Source organism: Ureibacillus suwonensis (genome assembly GCF_042655065.1).
Taxonomy (GTDB): Bacteria; Bacillota; Bacilli; order Bacillales_A; family Planococcaceae; genus Ureibacillus; species Ureibacillus suwonensis.
In genome coordinates, this window is record NZ_JBHSNQ010000031.1 from 17,053 (window position 1) to 32,534 (window position 15,482).

17 protein-coding genes are annotated in these 15,482 nt (G+C 43.0%); 2 read left to right on the forward strand and 15 right to left on the reverse strand.

All coding sequences use genetic code 11. From position 1 onward, the window contains the following. Window positions 1-58: 58 nt before the first annotated feature. The 11 genes from atpA to rpiB form a co-directional block, all read right to left on the reverse strand. Entirely contained in the window at window positions 59-1,570 is a 1,512-nt protein-coding gene (gene atpA / locus ACFPOH_RS02475; RefSeq protein ID WP_342470311.1) for a F0F1 ATP synthase subunit alpha, read from the reverse strand. A gap of 20 nt (window positions 1,571-1,590) precedes the next feature. Beyond that, entirely contained in the window at window positions 1,591-2,133 is a 543-nt protein-coding gene (locus tag ACFPOH_RS02480; protein ID WP_390308785.1) for a F0F1 ATP synthase subunit delta, read from the reverse strand. Beyond that, the gene (atpF, locus tag ACFPOH_RS02485; protein ID WP_390308786.1) at window positions 2,130-2,651 is read right to left on the reverse strand and encodes a F0F1 ATP synthase subunit B; all 522 of its coding nucleotides are present in this window, start codon (window positions 2,649-2,651) and stop codon (window positions 2,130-2,132) included. Before atpF ends, ACFPOH_RS02480 begins: the two co-directional genes overlap by 4 nt. A 216-nt stretch (window positions 2,652-2,867) precedes the next feature. Further along, entirely contained in the window at window positions 2,868-3,080 is a 213-nt protein-coding gene (atpE, locus tag ACFPOH_RS02490) for a F0F1 ATP synthase subunit C (protein WP_016837239.1), read from the reverse strand. A 77-nt stretch (window positions 3,081-3,157) separates the two neighbouring features. Further along, window positions 3,158-3,883, reverse strand: coding sequence for a F0F1 ATP synthase subunit A (gene atpB / locus ACFPOH_RS02495; protein ID WP_342470314.1), 726 nt, complete (start codon window positions 3,881-3,883; stop codon window positions 3,158-3,160). Window positions 3,884-3,913: 30 nt separating this feature from the next. Then, on the reverse strand, window positions 3,914-4,288 hold the full coding sequence (locus tag ACFPOH_RS02500; protein ID WP_342470315.1) for an ATP synthase subunit I: 375 nt from the start codon (window positions 4,286-4,288) through the stop codon (window positions 3,914-3,916). 429 nt (window positions 4,289-4,717) lie between these two features. After that, window positions 4,718-5,821 (reverse strand): non-hydrolyzing UDP-N-acetylglucosamine 2-epimerase, encoded by a 1,104-nt coding sequence (wecB, locus tag ACFPOH_RS02505; RefSeq protein WP_342471179.1) that lies wholly within the window; start codon window positions 5,819-5,821, stop codon window positions 4,718-4,720. A 194-nt stretch (window positions 5,822-6,015) separates the two neighbouring features. Continuing rightward, the gene (upp, locus tag ACFPOH_RS02510; protein WP_342470316.1) at window positions 6,016-6,645 is read right to left on the reverse strand and encodes a uracil phosphoribosyltransferase; all 630 of its coding nucleotides are present in this window, start codon (window positions 6,643-6,645) and stop codon (window positions 6,016-6,018) included. Between the two features lie 489 nt (window positions 6,646-7,134). Next, a complete protein-coding gene (gene glyA / locus ACFPOH_RS02515) occupies window positions 7,135-8,397 on the reverse strand; it encodes a serine hydroxymethyltransferase (RefSeq protein ID WP_390308787.1) in 1,263 nt (420 codons plus the stop codon). A gap of 275 nt (window positions 8,398-8,672) precedes the next feature. After that, the gene (locus ACFPOH_RS02520) at window positions 8,673-9,239 is read right to left on the reverse strand and encodes a TIGR01440 family protein (RefSeq protein ID WP_342470318.1); all 567 of its coding nucleotides are present in this window, start codon (window positions 9,237-9,239) and stop codon (window positions 8,673-8,675) included. A gap of 8 nt (window positions 9,240-9,247) precedes the next feature. Continuing rightward, window positions 9,248-9,685, reverse strand: a complete 438-nt coding sequence (gene rpiB, locus ACFPOH_RS02525; protein ID WP_342470319.1) for a ribose 5-phosphate isomerase B — start codon at window positions 9,683-9,685, stop codon at window positions 9,248-9,250. Between the two features lie 401 nt (window positions 9,686-10,086). On the opposite strand from rpiB, the gene ACFPOH_RS02530 reads away from it, so the two are divergent. After that, window positions 10,087-10,647 carry a hypothetical protein gene (locus ACFPOH_RS02530; RefSeq protein ID WP_342470320.1) on the forward strand — a complete coding sequence of 187 codons (561 nt, stop codon included), beginning with the start codon at window positions 10,087-10,089 and terminating at the stop codon, window positions 10,645-10,647. Then, window positions 10,644-12,140: an IPT/TIG domain-containing protein gene (locus ACFPOH_RS02535; protein ID WP_390308789.1), complete on the forward strand. Its 1,497-nt coding sequence runs from the start codon at window positions 10,644-10,646 to the stop codon at window positions 12,138-12,140. Before ACFPOH_RS02530 ends, ACFPOH_RS02535 begins: the two co-directional genes overlap by 4 nt. A 426-nt stretch (window positions 12,141-12,566) precedes the next feature. Here ACFPOH_RS02535 and ACFPOH_RS02540 read toward each other — a convergent pair whose 3' ends face one another. From ACFPOH_RS02540 to ACFPOH_RS02555, 4 genes are read right to left on the reverse strand one after another with little or no spacing between them, the layout of a single operon-like run. Next, entirely contained in the window at window positions 12,567-12,911 is a 345-nt protein-coding gene (locus ACFPOH_RS02540; RefSeq protein ID WP_342470322.1) for a c-type cytochrome, read from the reverse strand. Window positions 12,912-12,960: 49 nt separating this feature from the next. Beyond that, window positions 12,961-14,250 carry a methyl-accepting chemotaxis protein gene (locus ACFPOH_RS02545; RefSeq protein ID WP_342580910.1) on the reverse strand — a complete coding sequence of 430 codons (1,290 nt, stop codon included), beginning with the start codon at window positions 14,248-14,250 and terminating at the stop codon, window positions 12,961-12,963. Continuing rightward, on the reverse strand, window positions 14,234-14,698 hold the full coding sequence (locus tag ACFPOH_RS02550) for a low molecular weight protein arginine phosphatase (RefSeq protein ID WP_342470324.1): 465 nt from the start codon (window positions 14,696-14,698) through the stop codon (window positions 14,234-14,236). The genes ACFPOH_RS02545 and ACFPOH_RS02550 overlap by 17 nt, the downstream gene beginning before the upstream one ends. 22 nt (window positions 14,699-14,720) lie before the next feature. Next, window positions 14,721-15,218 (reverse strand): manganese efflux pump MntP, encoded by a 498-nt coding sequence (locus ACFPOH_RS02555; protein WP_342470325.1) that lies wholly within the window; start codon window positions 15,216-15,218, stop codon window positions 14,721-14,723. Window positions 15,219-15,482: the final 264 nt, after the last annotated feature.

Here is a 15,482-nt window from a genome sequence, read left to right on the forward strand (position 1 = left end):
TTTTAGTCATCATTCGTGCTACTAATCATCAGAAGATCTTTCAGCAAAGCTGAAAGAATCATTCTTCTGATTTAGCAAATTGTTTTTTGAATTCAGTAAGAGCTGCAGCGAAGTCTTCGTCTGATGGAAGATCTTTCGTAGTACGAATATGCTCTAAAATGTGAGTGTGGTTTACATCTAACCAGCTGTACAACTCGTTTTCGAAACGACGGATATCTTTAACCGGGATATCATCCAAGTAACCGCGAGTTAGAGCGTAGATGATTACAACTTGATATTCCACTTTGATTGGTTTGTTCAAGTCTTGTTTCAATACTTCTACTGTACGTTTACCGCGTTCAAGTTTCGCAAGTGTCGCTTTATCAAGGTCTGAACCGAATTGAGCGAATGCTTCAAGTTCACGGTATGCGGCCAAGTCAAGACGTAGTGTACCGGCAACTTTTTTCATCGCTTTGATTTGCGCGGAACCACCTACACGGGATACGGATAGACCGGCGTTGATCGCTGGACGTACACCTGAGTGGAATAGGTCGGATTGCAAGAAAATTTGTCCGTCTGTGATAGAGATAACGTTTGTTGGGATATATGCAGAAATATCCCCTGCTTGTGTTTCAACGAATGGAAGTGCTGTGATAGAACCTGCACCCATTGCGTCGCTCAATTTCGCAGCGCGTTCTAGCAAGCGGCTGTGCAAGTAGAATACGTCACCTGGGTAAGCTTCACGGCCTGGAGGACGACGTAATAGCAATGAAAGCTCACGGTAAGCTGCCGCTTGTTTAGAAAGATCGTCGTACACGATCAATACGTGTTTACCTTGTAACATGAAGTATTCAGCCATTGAAACCCCAGCATATGGTGCCAAGTATAATAGTGGCGCTGGTTGGGAAGCGGATGCTGTTACAACGATGGAATAATCCAACGCACCGTGTTTACGAAGTGTTTCAACAACTGTACGAACTGTAGATTCTTTCTGACCGATTGCAACATAGATACAGATCATGTTTTGGTCAGCTTGGTTCAAGATTGTGTCGATTGCGATGGATGTTTTACCTGTTTGACGGTCCCCGATGATTAACTCACGTTGACCACGGCCGATTGGCACTAATGCGTCAATCGCTTTGATACCAGTTTGTAATGGTTCATGTACGGATTTACGAGCCATTACACCGAAAGCTGGACTTTCGATTGGACGAGTTTTTGTTGTATTGATAGGTCCTTTTCCATCCACTGGAATACCAAGTGGGTTTACTACGCGACCGATTAATTCTTCGCCGACTGGAACTTCCATGATACGACCTGTGCGACGAACTGTATCGCCTTCTTTGATGCCAAGGTAGTTACCTAGAATAACGATCCCGACGTTGCCTTCTTCTAGGTTTTGAGCCATACCCATTACACCATTTTCGAACTCAACTAGTTCTCCTGCCATACAGTTGTCGAGGCCATGAGCGCGTGCGATACCGTCACCAACAGTGATTACAGTACCAACTTCGTTAACTTCCAATTCAGATTGGTAGTTTTCAATCTGCTTTCTTAACAGAGCGCTGATTTCTTCAGCCTTGATGCTCATGAATGTCACCTCTCACTTTTCTAATTATTAACGACTAACGTGCGTCTGAGATTTTCTAATTTGCTTGCTACAGTGTTATCGAAAATGATGTTGCCAATTTGAACACGAACGCCACCGATAACTGAAGGTTCAATTACGTTTGTGATGTTCAGCGTTTCTTTGCCAACGAGTTTCGCAAAGGAAGCGGAGATGTTGTTTTTCTCTTCTTCCGTCAATTCGCGAGTTGAGTAAACTGTAGCTTCCGCAGTGCCTTGAGCGTCAGCTGCTAACGCTTTGAATGCTTCTGCGATGTTTGTCAATTCATTTACTCGTTTTTTATCAACCAAAAGTTGAAGTGTATTCAATAAAACCGGATTGACTCCATTGAACAATTCAGAAACGATTTGTTTTTTTCTATCAGAAGAGAATTTCGGATTCGTCAAGACAGTGAGGAAATCTTTGTTTTCTTTGATCACTTTCGCGATTTCCTGAAGATCTTGATTCACTTCATCCACAACGTTTTGTTTTTGTGCCACAGAGAACAATGCTTCGGCATAGCGTTTCGCTACAGTGTAATTACTCATTTCGCTTCGCCTGCCTTAGCAATCGTTTCTTTAATTAATGCGCTGTTATCTTCTTCAGAAATTTCTTTTTCAAGCACTTTGGATGCGGCAAGAACAGAAAGGGAAACCACTTCTTCACGCAATGAAGCGATCGCTTTTTCTTTTTCAGTTTCGATTTCACGAACAGCTGATTCTTTCAAGCGAGTTGCTTCTTGGCGAGCTGCTTCCACGATTTCTTCACGTTGTGCTTCCGCTTGTTTCTTAGCGCTTTCAATAATTTTTTGAGCTTCAGTGCGAGCTTCTTTTAAAAGGGCTTTTTGCTCTTCCAAAGTTTTTGTCGCTTCTTTGCGGGCAGTTTCAGCCGCTTCAATTTCACTTGCAACTAATTCCTCACGTTGTTGCATGATGCCCATCAACGGACCCCAAGCAAATTTCTTCAACAATGCCATCAATACGAGGAAGATTACGAGCGTTGCAAGAATATCTCCAAGGTTTACTGCTTCCACGATGGAACCTAATACCAAATATTCTAAATTCACGATTGTTTCACTCCCTTCAAGAGCTTCAAATTCCTTTTTACTTGCCCTGCTTCAGTCCATTTCCAATCCAAAATTTGAAGAGAGCCATTTATGTTCAAAACTTTTCATTGCTTTTCTATCAGTCATTTTTATTAAAAACTGTTCAGCTTAAACATTGAAAATAAAAGGAATGGCGAAGTTTCTTTTTGTAAATCATCCTTCGCCACATGGAACCAATTATCGGTTCATTACGATGAACGCAACAACTACTGCGATGATTGGTAAGGCCTCAACTAACGCTACCCCGATGAACATTGTAGTTTGAAGTACGCCACGCGCTTCTGGTTGACGTGCGATTCCTTCTACTGTACGAGATACGATTAAACCGTTACCAATACCTGCACCTAGTGCTGCTAAACCGATTGCAATTGCTGCTGCTAAAAGACCCATTTTATATTTCCTCCTTGGAATTATTTTTTAATTTTTTGTTTGATACTCATAATGTATAGACACTATGAATTTATTAATTAATGGTCTTTGCTCACTTTGTGTGATAAATAAACCATTGTTAACATAGTAAATACAAAGGCTTGGATAAAGCCGATGAAGATTGAGAACCCTAGCCATGCCATTGTTGGGATGATGGCTCCGATGAAGCCTAAAACTGATGAGCTGGCTAGACCTGCAAGCAATCCTAAAAGGATTTCACCTGCGTAGATGTTACCATAAAGACGCAAACCGAGAGTTAAAGTGTTTGCGAATTCTTCGATGATTTTCAGTGGTAATAAGAATGATTTTGGTTGGACGAATGTTTTGAAATAATGTCCTGTACCATGTAATTTAATACCGTAAAATGTTGCAAGCACAGTTACCATTGAAGCTAGAGTCAAAGTGACAACAGGATCTGCGGTCGGTGATTTCCACCATAGATCGCCATGGATGTAAATACCTGAGAATGGGAGACCTAGCATGTTGGCAACAGCGATGAACATAATGAGGGTAATTCCTAATACGTGGAATCGACCACCCGTTTTCCAGTCCATGTTGCTTTTGATAATCCCTTTAACAAAGTCCATTACCCATTCCATGAAGTTTTGCATACCTGTTGGTTTCAACTGGAGATTTCTTGTAGAGATGAACGCGATGATAAATACAATAGTCGCTGTAACTAACAAAGTTAAGATTGTAGCCAAGTTGAATGTAATTGGAATATTTCCTAAATGCAGAGTATACTCCGGTGCTCCATGTTCCATTTTTTGCACTCACCTCACTTTCAAATGGACCTAATTCCTAGTTTTTATTAAACTATATAAGGCCTCAATAAAGAGGAAGATATAAGGTATCATTAACCCAATGACTGAGCTAACAACATTAAAGTAGTTTGGCAACGAGATTGGTATTGCGACTGCAGCGACTGCAGATGCAAAGCGCAAACCTGAACCAAGAGACACTGAACGTTTACCTTCACGATAGGAACGGTCGAACTTGTCCATTCGACGAACAAGGATCCAAAAGTTGTAAGTACCAAAAATCGCACCGATCCCCAACCCAGAAAAAATCGTTGGATATGGTGTAAAGAACCATCCCAATACACAGAGGGCAAGCAAAAAAAATAAAGCTTTTTTCTGCTTATCGAAAATCCGGTGCAAATCCAACATCGTATAATCTCCTGAATCCTATTATTTGCCTCACCATTCAACCATGGTGTAAAATGGAAACATCTTTCATATAAGGGCAAAATTTTTTACCGCTAAGTATTTTTACCCTTATTTGGCTCTTGTATTCAGACTCTTCCACGTTCCCAAAATTCTCATTCCACGTTCCCACTGTATCTGTAGTAGAAACTTGATATTACAAGGGTTTGAGTATCATTTTGTGAAAGAATCCCTTTAGTATTCATACACTTTGTAAGCATACAATAGGGAATTTTTGATGTCAATGCGTTTTAGTGAAAAACTTCACAGCGAAATTATTTTGTCAAAATGTTGACAAATTTACTTATGAAAATCTGTTTTAGAAATTATTGATATTTGTTACAATAATTATTTATATTTTTATACTCAAATAGCTTTTTTTATTGAAATGATTTATTGTTTCTTCTCATGGAAATATGTCAGTAAAGCATCAACGATCCGTCTGGATGCAAAACCGTCTCCGTAAGGATTGGACGCTTTCGCCATTTGGTTGTAAGCCTCTTCATCTTCCAGCAATTCCTTCGCCAAACGGTAAATGTTTTCTTCGTTTGTTCCCGCCAGTTTCAAAGTGCCTGCCGCAATCCCTTCAGGACGCTCCGTTGTATCCCTTAAGACAAGCACAGGTTTTCCGAGTGATGGCGCTTCTTCCTGAACGCCGCCTGAATCTGTCAATATCATGTATGAACGGGCTGCGAAGTTATGGAAATCAAACACTTCCAACGGCTCGATCAAATGGATTCTCGGATCGTTCCCCAAAATTTCATTCGCCACTTCTCTTACAGCCGGATTCAAATGCACCGGATAAACCACTTGCACATCATCGTGTTCCTGAAGCAGGCGTTTGATGGCGCGGAACATGTGACGCATCGGTTCGCCCAAGTTTTCACGACGGTGGGCCGTCAAGAGAATCATGCGGTCGCTTCCGATTTTCTCAAGGATCGGGTGCGTGTAATGTTCCTTCACGGTTGTTTTCAATGCATCGATCGCCGTATTTCCTGTGACAAAAATCGTTTCAGGATTTTTGTTTTCTTTCAGCAGATTTTGTCTGGACTGTTCCGTCGGCGCAAAATGGAGATCCGCCATGACCCCTGTCAGTTGCCGGTTCATTTCTTCCGGATATGGCGAATATTTATTGTGGGTTCTGAGGCCCGCTTCCACATGGCCAATGGCGATTTGGTTGTAGAATGCGGCAAGGCTTCCGACGAAGGTTGTCGTTGTATCGCCATGAACCAACACGATGTCCGGTTTTGCTTCTTTCATGACTTTGTCCAACCCTTGAAGGGCATTGACTGTGACATCAATCAATGTTTGCCGGTCTTTCATGATATTCAAGTCATAGTCAGGGGTGATTTCGAATGTTTCCAGCACTTGGTCGAGCATTTGGCGATGCTGTGCCGTGACTGTGACGATGGATTCGATTTGGTCCTGGTGCTTTTGCAGTTCCAACACGACCGGCGCCATTTTGATGGCTTCTGGTCTTGTGCCAAATATGGTCATCACTTTGATTTTTTGCAATGGATGATTCTCCCTTCCAAAGGTGCAAACCTGAGTTTGAACCGTTCTTAATCAGTGCGATAAAGGATTCGTTGAACAGTGGAAAACGCCCTTCAAAATGAAGGACGCTTTTATTCATGGTTTGTTGTGTCTTTCAAGAAGGCGGCTGCTCCATTTGATTGAAGCGGCGGCCATTTTTATTTTGTACCGAATAAGCGGTCTCCCGCATCGCCCAAACCAGGAACGATATAGCCGTGCTCGTTCAATTTTTCATCAAGGGCGGCAATGAAAATGTCCACATCCGGATGAGCTTTTTGTAAAGCTTCCACGCCTTCCGGTGCAGCGATCAAGCACATGAATTTAATGTTGGTCGCCCCGCGTTTTTTCAACGCATTGATCGCTTCCACCGCGGATCCCCCTGTCGCAAGCATCGGGTCCACTACGATAAAGTCGCGGTCTTTCACATCTTGCGGAAGTTTTACATAATATTCCACCGGTTTCAACGTTTCAGGATCGCGGTATAAACCGATGTGGCCCACTTTTGCGGCCGGGATCAATTTCAATACGCCGTCAACCATTCCGATTCCCGCACGCAAAATGGGAACAAGAGCGATTTTCTTTCCTGCAAGCACTCTTGTTTTCGCTTTTGTGATCGGTGTTTCAATTTCGATTTCTTCCGTAGGCAGATCGCGTGTGATTTCGAATGCCATCAATGTTGCAACTTCATCAACAAGTTCACGAAATTCTTTTGTGCCGGTATTTTTATCGCGAATATACGTTAACTTATGTTGGATTAATGGATGATCAAATACATATACTCTGCTCATGTAATTCGCTCCTAACTTCTACAAAGATTAAATTTTTGATGTCTATTACGGACTCACAGTGGCATTATTGTTCCACTTTATCCAACCTAGTATAACAAAAAACATTACATTAGAAAACCAATAATCACACCATTAACATAGTTGTCAATTTCTATTGGAAGTTTATGTACATTCCGTGAGGGGTTTTTGTATTTTTTGCAAGTTTCCATATGAATTATTACAGTTTCTGTGCGATAAAGTCCAGCAGTTTGGGTTGGATTTTTTGCAGTGAGACCTTATGGTGCGTGATTTGCGCCGTTTTTTTGAAAGGAGATTACGTTGGGACGGGAATGACTCCGTTTTTCTTTAAGGGCCTTCCTTCCCGCCAACCCCAAATTTTATCTCCCCCTCCAACACAACAATCCGCCGTCCGGCAAATGAAACGGCCCAAAAAACCCTTTCTTCCATAAAAAAACCCCGCTCAAACAGCTTGAGCGGGATTTTATAAAATTATTTGCCTATCACTAAATCTTCGTAAATTGGATATTTGTCCGTCAATGCTTTGACGCGGGCAAGGGCTTCTTCTTTCACCGCTTGATCTTCAGGATTTTTCAATACTTTCGCGATGATCAAGCCGACTTCTTTCGCGTCTTCTTCTTTAAAGCCGCGAGTTGTGATGGCAGGTGTTCCGATACGGATACCGGAAGTGACAAATGGTTTTTCTTCATCGAATGGGATGGAGTTTTTGTTTACAGTAATTTTCACTTCATCCAATAATTTTTCCGCCACTTTACCAGTGAGGCCGACAGATTTCACGTTCACAAGCAATAAGTGGTTGTCCGTTCCTCCGGATACGATTTGAAGGCCTTCAGAAATCAAAGTTTCCGCAAGCACTTGGGCATTTTTCTTGATTTGTTTTGCGTATTCTTTGAATTCAGGTTTCAACGCTTCACCGAATGCTACCGCTTTAGCAGCGATGACATGCATTAACGGACCGCCTTGGATTCCAGGGAATACCGCTTTATCGATTTTCTTCGCCAATTCTTCATCATTGGTCAACACTAAACCGCCGCGAGGACCGCGCAATGTTTTGTGTGTTGTCGTTGTTGTGAAATGCGCATATGGCACAGGAGATGGATGTTCACCGGCAGCCACAAGACCGGCGATGTGCGCCATGTCCACCATGAAGTAAGCGCCCACTTCATCAGCGATTTCGCGGAATTTTTTGAAATCAATCACTCTAGGATAAGCGGAAGCGCCTGCAACAATCAATTTTGGTTTATGTTCCAACGCTTTTGCACGGACATCATCATAATCAATGACATTTGTATCTTTTGTTACGCCATATTCAACGAAATTGTATTGGATACCGGAGAAGTTGACCGGCGAACCGTGCGTCAAGTGACCGCCATGGGCCAAATTCATTCCCAGCACAGTGTCACCCGGTTCCAACACGGAGAAATAAACCGCCATGTTCGCTTGGGCGCCAGAGTGCGGTTGCACGTTCGCAAATTTTGCGCCGAACAATTCTTTCGCGCGGTCGCGGGCGATGTCTTCCACTACGTCCACGTATTCGCATCCGCCGTAATAACGTTTGCCAGGATAGCCTTCCGCATATTTGTTTGTCAAAACAGATCCTTGCGCTTCCATCACCGCTTCGGAAACGATGTTTTCAGATGCGATCAATTCAATGTTTTCCTGTTGACGTTTCTTTTCATTTAAAATTGCTTCAAGTACAGCCTTGTCTTGGGCTGCCAATTTTTCGTAAGCCATCAAAGTTCCTCCTACTAATTTAATATTTTTTTATAAACATTTCAGGGAAGATCTCCCCAGCCATGTTGTGGGAATCCAACGAATGCTTCCCTGAACGGCAAAAAACGCAGGAAAAATCCCCCATGCTGAAAGGCCGGGCATTCATTCAACCAAAATGTCATCCGCCCGGAATTCAGCATGAAGAATATGGATTATTGACTATGTTGAAAGTTGCATAAACATCCATTTGAAAAAATATATATTTTATGACATGTTGCCAAAAACAGCCCGGCTGCTCAATGACATGTCGTTCCATCTTGCAGTTCGTAAACGGCGCGGCTGCCTCCGATGAGTTTTGGACGGGTTTTGGCCGCCGCCACAATCGCTTCACCAATTTGGCGGACAGATGTGCGGACAGGAACGGCTACATCCTTCAAATGCATGCCGATGAACGTTTGGCCAATATCGATGCCGGCATGTGCCCGGACATGTTCAACGACAACGGGATTGTTCATTTTCCGGTATGCGTATGCGGACATGGAACCGCCCGCTTTTTGAACAGGGATGACCGATACCGGTTCAAGCCCATATTTTTCAGCGGCTTCCTGTTCCAATGTCAATGCGCGGTTGATATGTTCGCATCCTTGAAAAACGAGATAAACCCCATGTTGTTTGGCGAATGCATCCAATACCTCATACAACACTTCCGCAATTTCCATGGAACCGGCTGTGCCAATTTTTGAGCCTTTGATTTCCGATGTGGAGCAGCCGACCACAAATAATTGCCCCGGCAACAGTTCCACTTGCTCTTCAAATTCCGAAAGCAATTGCGTGATTTGATTTCGAATGGCTTCAAGAGTCATAGGAAGGATCACCCTTCAAGTTCCGCAATTTTTTTTACGCGGCGTTCATGACGGCCGCCTTCAAAATCCGTGTTCAGCCATGTTTTCACGATTTCCCGCGCAAGTCCAGGACCGATGACTCTTTCCCCCATCGCAAGGACGTTGGAGTCATTATGGCATCTTGTCGCTTTTGCACTAAACACATCGTGGACCAACGCACAGCGGACACCTTTCACTTTATTCGCCGCAATGCACATGCCAATGCCGGTTCCGCAAATTAAAATGCCCCGGTCAAACTTGCCGCTTGCCACACCTTCAGCCACTGGAAGAGCATAGTCCGGATAATCAACGGAATCGTCTGTTTTTGGGCCAAAGTCTTCATATTCAATATTCAACTCATCTAACAGATCCATGATTTCTTTGCGCAAACGATTGCCGCCATGGTCTGATGAAATGGCTACTTTCACATGTTTACCTCCTCAAGCTTCTTGATAACAACAGTGTACCACTAATTATAAAAGATTAACACGGATTTTCACATCTTTTTGAACCGACTTTTTATTAAAATACGAATGTTTTTTCTAAATTTAATAAAAAACGTTCATTTTTCAATGGATGAATGAATATTTTTTTTGTTTTCAAACAGAATTATTCGGAATTTTTTCCGCCGGATAAAACTTATTCCCCACCAACGGATGAAACGTGGTGCGTCGTTCCTACCCTTTCTGTTTTAAGTCCTATTTTTAATCTATTAATCTTTTTTTTTCTGTTTCATTTAATCTACTTAATGGTATATAATAAATGTAACTTCCAGTTTTTTATATTTTAATAGGAAGAAAGTTTAATGAACAAAGGAGGATGGAAAAGGATGAAGAAAAGAAATTTTTTGGCAGGGGTGTTGTTTGCGGCACTGCTTGTAACGGGGTGTAGCGAAGACGATTCTTCAAAAGAGCCGGAAAAAACTGAAACATCGGAACCGCCAATTGTCGTTTTAGGTGACACCATCAATTCCCACCTGCAAGCGGATGCCGTATGTGTAGTGGACAGCCGATTTGAACGGGGCCACACAATCGTGTTCCGCGCCAATGTGTTGGATCAAGCGACCAATAAAACCGTTGAAGATGCAAAGGTGAAAGTGGTTTTGGCCACTGGGGACGAGTATGAAATGAAGCTTGGGCCGCACGGGGAAGAAGGAACGTTGCTTTATACCGTGAGCTGGACAATTCCGGACGATTTCCCTACCGGAACATTGGATTATCAGATTGTGGCGGAAGTGGATGGCAAAGAGTATACTTACCAACCATTTGATGTTTCTTTATCGAAGTTGACAATCCTTGAAAAAGGCGAAGAAGCGAAATTAACGCAAGCCGCACAAGAAAAGGCGGCGGAAGAGTCGGCATCTTCTGAAGGCGAGGAAACTGCTTCATGATGAATCGCCTTCGACTCATGACCTTCCTACTTTTTGTCGCAATCATCATGGCAGGATGCACAGAAGCCGGACAAGAATCCGAAAAATCGGATGACAACAAGGCAAATGCCGCAGAAAATTCAGAAGAAGCAAAAGAAATGAATCTCATCGGAAATATTTCGCTGAGCAAAAGCAGCGGACGCATTGGCGATGAAGTGACTCTCACCGTCGACTCCTTAAAACCGGATAAACCGTTAAAAGCCGTTTGGGTCGACATGGTTGGCACTTTCCAAATTGAAGATAACTACTCTTTCATCGGATCGGCTTATGAACCGGTGGAAAAAGTGGTTGCGGAAGGCAAGGCGGATGCGGATGGAAAATGGGAAGGAACCTTTTCCATTCCGGATGGTTTCGGAGATGACCACGATATCCTGATCTATCAGGACGATGAAGTGGTCGCAAAAGCCAACTTCTTCGTCGAAACCGTATTCACCATGAGTCCGGCATCCGGCCCTCCCGGAACGGAAGTCACAATCAAGGGAGAAGGCTTGAGCTGGAAAATGTTCGGCAGTTTGTGGCACGTGAACTGGGATAATAAATATACCGGTATGATTACAGCGGTCACAACGAACGGCAAAGCGGAAGCCGTATTCCGGGCAGCCGGAAAGAAAGGCCTTCACAGCATTACGGTGGAAAGCGGCGCCAGCGGATTTCCATATTTAAGCCGGAGCAGTTCCGCCATCAACTATATCAGCACCCATCATTTCACATTTGAAATTACTTCCGATGAGCCGGTCACAACCGAATCCTATGTGGAAGAGGCGCCGGAAGCGGCGGAAGGCGGCATCAAGATGTCAGAACCGAAAAACAAAGAGGGTGTAAAGGTCACACTCGATCGGTCTGAAGGCACTGTCGGTGAAAAGGTCGTTTTGACAGCTTCAGGACTTCCGAAAAACGAGAAAGTGACATTTGACTGGCATACGATGGTCGGAACGCGCGTCACAGCGGAAGGATATGGCCCGGAAATATTCGATTTGGGCGAAGCAAAAACGGATGATAAAGGAAACTTGAAATATGAGTTTGCGGTACCGGATGATTTGGGCGGGCTGCCTCACTTGATCGATGTCAAAGTGGGCGATGAAGTGTACGGTCAAACGTATTTAAGAATTTTGCCATCGATTGCATCCATCTCCCCATCATCTGGACCGGTTGGCACGGAATTCGTGATCACAATCAAAGGTTCCGGTTGGACGGAATTCGATAATGCCTTGGCCGTTTTATACAACAACAGTTACGTTGGATATATTTGCGGTTTCAACACCCAAGGGACGGTCACATTGAAGCTGGTGGCAACGGGCGAACCGGGCTACCAATTCATCGATATCTACCCTTCCATCTATAAAGGTCAGCAGATTCAACCGAACTATTATTTAAGACCGATGTTGACGTACCGGGATGATCACCCTGGCACAGGCATTCCTGCCATCCGTGCAATGTTTAAAATTACTGAATAATACAAGGGCGATTGCACCAGGGATTCCAAAAACGACCCGCTGCTCAACTATCCCAACCCATCGCAGTACAGACCAGGCATTTGGTTTGTACTGCGATTTTTTTTGGCGCAATTTCTTCAGCCTCGTGAGGGTGAGCCTATTTTTTGGATAAAAGCGCACGGGAGAATAAAGGGCGCTTCTTGGCCGATCATCGCCCAAATCGCCGGAATCATCGCCTCTCCGGAAAGGATCATCGCCAACCTATCAAACATATTCGCCACAATCACCAAAATAATAGCCAAGCGAAAAAATTATGCCTGCCGTAGAAGGGATCATCGCCCATACGAAAAAAATAATCGCCAAACCCTCAAATCCTGCAATCCCCCCCCACTCCCATAAAAAAACTCGAACGGCGAAAGATGCCGTTCGAGAGGAATGTATGTATCTTCATTTTAATGTCAATAAATACTCGGCCACTTCTTCTTCCATGCCGTTTGCAGTTCCAGGCGGCATGGTTTTCCGGCCTTTGATCAATAGTTCGATGATTTCTTCTTTGGATAGTGAGAGATTATGTAAATTTGGTCCAAGATCTCCTGTTAAATCGATACCATGACAGCCTGTGCAGCTGGATTTGACGACTTTCTCCCCTTCCGCCGCCAAAGCTTCATTCACCTTTTCTTCCTGGGTTTCTTTCTTTACTGCCGCTTCGTCGGTATCACCGCTGCATGCACCAAGCCCCATGATGAGCCCGACAGTGAATACGGATGTAATGACCCCTTTGAACTTTCTCATCCTTCATCCCCCTTAAAAACAGGAACCCTTTGATAAGTATTAGTATGTATTAGTTTGAACGATCGAATTGTTGAATGAATTTGTATAATTGCTCGGATTGTCGTTTCAATTCTTCTGAGAGTTTTTCCACTTGTTCCAAGCTTGCCGCTTGTTCATCCGTTGAACCTTTCACTTCCGTTGCGCCAGCCGATGTTTCTTCCGCAATCGCCGCAACTTCCTGGGACTGATGGGCAGTCGTTTCGATATTCACCATCTGCTTTTCAATCAACCGGGAAATTTGAATCACTGTATCTGCCATGCCGCGGACTTTGCTTGCCATTTGCTCGACAATCACTGTCGCTTCCGAAATTTTGGCGGATTCACTTTTCGCAAAAGTCACTTGTTCGTTCATTTGATTTACAACGATAACCACATTTTCTTGCATCGTTTTGATCAAGTCGGTGATTCCTTGCACCGCCTTCGCGCTTTCATCCGCCAGATTGCGCACTTCTTCAGCCACCACCGCAAAGCCTTTTCCATGTTCCCCTGCTCTTGCGGCTTCAATGGAGGCATTCAATGCGAGCAAGTTGGTCTGCGCGGCAATATCCCCGACCAGACTGATGATATTTCCGATTTGCTCGGCATTTTTCTCCAACTGATGAATGCTTTCAAGGGCTTGTTCGTTTCCGTATGTAATTTTTTGAATGCTCTCAATCAAATTGTTGAACGCGCTGGAGGTCACTTTCAAGTTTTCCAGCATTTGCAATGATTCTTCTTTTGAATTCAAAGCCTTCGCATTGACTTCCGTAGCCAGTTGGCGCACATCTTCAATCGCTTCAACAGTTTCTGTCACCGCAATGGCAGATGCTTCCGCCCCCGATGAAATTTGCCCAACCGTATCGGCAATGATCTCCGCTTTTCTTGTGGCTCTTGAAGTCTGCTCGGACAATTCAATGATTGTTTCATTCGTTTTTTGGAAGTTGATATCAATACTTTCCACCATTTGGCGCAAGTTTTGGAGCATCAATTGGAAAGCTTCCGCCACCGAACGGATTTCGTCATGGGTTTTTGGCATTTCCACATCTTGCCCAATCTTTCCTTCCGCCACCCTTGTTGCGGTTTTCTCCAGGTTTTCCAACGGTTTCGTCAACACAACGCTGAAGATTCCCGCCAGTATGCATGACCATGTGATACCCAATAAGTATGTAATAATTTCAAAGAGCAATTCATTCGGAATGAATTGAGAGAAAAAATAAGGATGCAAAAAGCGAATAAAGACGAAGCTTGTGGAATATGTAATGACCGCCAAAATGCCGACAAACAGCACAAGCTTCTTGCGGATACTAAACATTTTCTTCATCCTGTTGATCACCTCCAGTGATTTTCTTGACTAATTCATCAATCAGTCTGTTCAATTCTTCATATGTGTTTTTATAAGTGTTCAAATCGCCGCCATAGGGGTCAGATACATCTAAAGAACTATACGGTGTAACATATTCTTTAAGCGTATACGTTTTTCCTTTTGCTTTTTCATAAAATTGCATAATCATATCGCGATGGGCTGTGGTCATGGTCAAAATCAGATCCGCCCATTCGATATCCTCTTCATTGACTTGTCTTGTGGTATGCTGGAAATCGATATTTTCCTGCTCCAAAACGGTTTTTGAATGTTCCGACATTTTTCCCCCTTCCAACGCAAAAATTCCTGCTGACTTTACATTGATGCCTTCTATATTTTTGTGTTTCAAAATCGCTTCAGCCATTGGACTTCTGCATGTGTTTCCTGTGCAAACAAAATAAATGTTCATGGTACCCTCTCACTCTTTCTTATTACTGTTCCCATAATGTATATACACTTATTGTAATTAAAGATATGCCCGCAATCCATTTAAATGGTGTACTTTTTATTGAAATGCCGGCTTTTGCTGCATATAAAGCGATATATGATAGGATAAAAGTCCATATTCCTGCACTTGCTATAAAATAATATTTTTGTAAGTTAAGCATACCAAAAGAAATACTCACTGAAAAGGTGTCTAAACTGGCTGTAATCGCCAATAATCCAATGGGGATGGAGAAATGGGCATTCTTTGATGATAAAATAATTTGCAGCCCGATAAAAAATAAAAGAGCGCTCGATACAATATTCGACCATTGCATTAAAATTTGAAGCATCCAATTGCCTAATGTGAAACCGATGATTGGAAAAAGCATATGAAGGATGGCTGTCCACATGGAGAGCAAAAAGCGGCTTTTTACATCCGAAATCAATAAATAGAGTGCGACCACATCCAATGAGACGATAAGTCCAGAAAAAATTTCCTTCAAGTCATTTCCTCTTTTCTTTATGAAACTGTCAGGCACTCTATCATATGATTTTCGGTGCAGGAATATTATGGAGGGGGATAAGCAACCATCATTTTAAATGCCGAACACTTATTATGTGCCCGGCACCTCCATATATTTCCCAATGTCATCAACTTAACGTTACATTTAATGGAAAATAATATTTAATTTAACTTTTATAAAATTAGGTAATAAGCCTCTTGTAATTTTAAAAAGTCCACCAAAATCGTTTTAGAATCCAATTTT

What these genes read in the sequence shown, in the direction of transcription:
- upp (WP_342470316.1), bottom strand. Translation starts at nt 6,645, where the DNA reads ATGAGCAGAGTATATGTATTTGATCATCCATTAATCCAACATAAGTTA.
- ACFPOH_RS02530 (WP_342470320.1), top strand. Translation starts at nt 10,087, where the DNA reads ATGAAGAAAAGAAATTTTTTGGCAGGGGTGTTGTTTGCGGCACTGCTT.
- atpB (WP_342470314.1), bottom strand. Translation starts at nt 3,883, where the DNA reads ATGGAACATGGAGCACCGGAGTATACTCTGCATTTAGGAAATATTCCA.
- ACFPOH_RS02500 (WP_342470315.1), bottom strand. Translation starts at nt 4,288, where the DNA reads ATGTTGGATTTGCACCGGATTTTCGATAAGCAGAAAAAAGCTTTATTT.
- ACFPOH_RS02535 (WP_390308789.1), top strand. Translation starts at nt 10,644, where the DNA reads ATGATGAATCGCCTTCGACTCATGACCTTCCTACTTTTTGTCGCAATC.
- ACFPOH_RS02480 (WP_390308785.1), bottom strand. Translation starts at nt 2,133, where the DNA reads ATGAGTAATTACACTGTAGCGAAACGCTATGCCGAAGCATTGTTCTCT.
- ACFPOH_RS02540 (WP_342470322.1), bottom strand. Translation starts at nt 12,911, where the DNA reads ATGAGAAAGTTCAAAGGGGTCATTACATCCGTATTCACTGTCGGGCTC.
- ACFPOH_RS02545 (WP_342580910.1), bottom strand. Translation starts at nt 14,250, where the DNA reads ATGAAGAAAATGTTTAGTATCCGCAAGAAGCTTGTGCTGTTTGTCGGC.
- ACFPOH_RS02550 (WP_342470324.1), bottom strand. Translation starts at nt 14,698, where the DNA reads ATGAACATTTATTTTGTTTGCACAGGAAACACATGCAGAAGTCCAATG.
- ACFPOH_RS02520 (WP_342470318.1), bottom strand. Translation starts at nt 9,239, where the DNA reads ATGACTCTTGAAGCCATTCGAAATCAAATCACGCAATTGCTTTCGGAA.
- wecB (WP_342471179.1), bottom strand. Translation starts at nt 5,821, where the DNA reads ATGACCATATTTGGCACAAGACCAGAAGCCATCAAAATGGCGCCGGTC.
- glyA (WP_390308787.1), bottom strand. Translation starts at nt 8,397, where the DNA reads ATGGCTTACGAAAAATTGGCAGCCCAAGACAAGGCTGTACTTGAAGCA.
- atpE (WP_016837239.1), bottom strand. Translation starts at nt 3,080, where the DNA reads ATGGGTCTTTTAGCAGCAGCAATTGCAATCGGTTTAGCAGCACTAGGT.
- atpA (WP_342470311.1), bottom strand. Translation starts at nt 1,570, where the DNA reads ATGAGCATCAAGGCTGAAGAAATCAGCGCTCTGTTAAGAAAGCAGATT.